This is a genomic window from Candidatus Bandiella numerosa, assembly GCF_021811875.1.
Taxonomy (GTDB): Bacteria; Pseudomonadota; Alphaproteobacteria; order Rickettsiales; family Midichloriaceae; genus Aquirickettsia; species Aquirickettsia numerosa_A.
The window spans coordinates 1-2,281 of record NZ_JAJBJD010000166.1; the positions used below are offsets into that span (position 1 = coordinate 1).

Annotated in this window: 3 protein-coding genes; 2 read left to right on the top strand and 1 reads right to left on the bottom strand. The window is 32.8% G+C overall.

Annotated elements, in window-relative coordinates; all coding sequences use genetic code 11:
• Window positions 1-110: 110 nt before the first annotated feature.
• Window positions 111-1,493 (bottom strand): sodium/proline symporter, encoded by a 1,383-nt coding sequence (locus L8D11_RS05010; protein WP_236870573.1) that lies wholly within the window; start codon window positions 1,491-1,493, stop codon window positions 111-113.
• A gap of 85 nt (window positions 1,494-1,578) precedes the next feature.
• Here L8D11_RS05010 and L8D11_RS05015 point away from each other — a divergent pair, with 85 nt between their 5' ends.
• Window positions 1,579-1,779, top strand: coding sequence for a hypothetical protein (locus tag L8D11_RS05015; RefSeq protein WP_236870575.1), 201 nt, complete (start codon window positions 1,579-1,581; stop codon window positions 1,777-1,779).
• An 8-nt stretch (window positions 1,780-1,787) separates the two neighbouring features.
• The gene (locus tag L8D11_RS05020; RefSeq protein WP_336886390.1) at window positions 1,788-2,111 is read left to right on the top strand and encodes a ribonuclease T2 family protein; all 324 of its coding nucleotides are present in this window, start codon (window positions 1,788-1,790) and stop codon (window positions 2,109-2,111) included.
• Window positions 2,112-2,281 lie beyond the last annotated feature (170 nt).

A 2,281-nucleotide genomic window follows, 5' to 3' on the forward strand; every position in this document is an offset into this window, starting at 1 on the left:
CTTACTCTTCTCTATACGTTCTTCTGCTTCTCTTACTAAAAATGACATTTTGCCTCCTCTTTCGTATGTACTTATCTTTTCATTCTATCATATATGTTTCTTTCTGCCTATTATGCAATGGTCTTACCTATATTATTTACTAGAGCTATAGCCAAACTTGACAGTATAAATCCAGGCACAATCTCATATAACTCAAAAATACCTCCAGCAGGCTTTAATAAATGCCATATAACGACTACAAGCCCACCTATCATTATTCCACTTAATGCCCCTACTTTTGTCATTTTCTTTGAATAAAGTGAAAATAATATAGTTGGACCAAACGCACTTCCTAAACCTGCCCATGCCAAAGATACTAGCCCCAAGATTGTATTTTTAGGATTAGATGCATACACTAGAGAAATCAATATTACCAAAAACATAACAACTCTTGTTATCAAAATTTTATTGTATTTTTCTAGTACCTTCAAAGATATCGCTTCCGTTAAGGAACAAGCTGTTGCATGCAATTGTGCTGATATAGTACTCATAATCGCTGCTAGCACTGCTGCTAAAACAACACCTGAAAGCCAACTTGGAAACAACTTATCTGCTGAAAGCAAAAATATTGTTTCAGGATTAATATCATCAATATTTTCAAATAATAACTTACCAAATAATCCTATGCAAAAAGAGCCTATTAGTGATAGAGTCATCCAACTCATACAAATATTTTTTGAAGCTCTAAGGGTTTTTGATTTTTCTATCGCCATAAATCTCACTAAAATATGTGGTTGGCCAAAATACCCTAATCCCCAGCTTAACAATGACACTACAGTAATTATATCAATACTTAAAAATGGATTACTAAGATTTAGATCAAGAGTTTTAATGCGACCAGAATCAGTAATCAAGATCGTTATTGGAACTAAGAGGAGGGCAAATAACATCAATGAACCCTGGATGACATCAATCTTATTCATGGCAATAAATCCACCTAAAGAGGTATAAAGTAAAACAACTCCCCCACTAAAAATCAAACAGTACTCATAGTCATAACTAGTATACGTTTCAATTAAGAAAGCTAATGCAACTAGCGCTGATGCAATATATATGATAAAAAATATCGCGGTCATTGTCGCAACTATAACCCTCAAAAATCCAGATTTATCGTCAAATCTATTTGATAAATAGCCTGCTATAGTTACTGAATCACCATATTTTTGGGTTTTCACTCTAATTCTCCTAGCTACAAATTGCCAGTTCAAGTATGCACCTATTATTAAACCTACTGGTAACCAAATTTCAGAAATACCATTTAAAAGCGCAGCTCCAGGCAACGCCATCATCACCCATCCACTCATATCAGCTGATCCAGCACCGAGCGCTGCTGTAATAGCATTTAATTTTCTACCACCTAATGCAAAGCCTTTAGAAGTTTTAATCTTTTTTGAATAATAAATTCCTATTACAATAATTCCTATAAAGTATAAAGCTACAATTAATATTTTCATTTAACTTTTATTTTTTTATGACTTACTGAGAAAACTAATTCACCTTATACTAAAAAGAGTTAACTAACACAATAGGATAAATTTTATGTTCAAAACAAGCCTACGTATAATTTTAATAAAAATTATACTACTTATGTGCATTGCATCATTTAATACCGTTTTATGTTTTGCCAAAATTAATTATAAAACTGATTTTACATCTGGGGAATTTGGTTATTATGTTTTTGCACAAGGCTGGTATCCAACATTTTGTTTGAGTGGCCCAAAAATGAATGCAAAAATTTAACAAAATATATGAGGCAAAATTTATCACCACATGGACTATGGCCAAGCAAAGATAATGTAAAAAAATTTTCAAATCACCCATCATACTGTATCAAAAGCACTGGTTGTGAATCCTATAGTAGTTGCTCTGTAAATTGGCGCAACATTGATGTATCTACCTTAGGAGAAATACAAACAATGATGCCAACTAATTTAATAGAGCATGAGTGGAAAAAACATGGAACCTGCAGTATTTATGATCAGGAAGGCTATCTTAAAACCATTTTAAAATTGCAAAAAAGATATAAAAGGCACCGTCAAGTTAATGGAAATATGGCCGCAACACAACCCTGACCCTTAAATTTTAGGCAGCAGCTATCTCTTGGATAGCTTCATGCCAAATAAATTTAGCTTTTTGAAAATTCTCTCTTTGGATATTAGCTGCATTAGTATATCTTCCTATATCAACTGCGAATATATTTCTTACTTTCCCCATTAATGACAGAGTTTGTTGCAATCCCCAG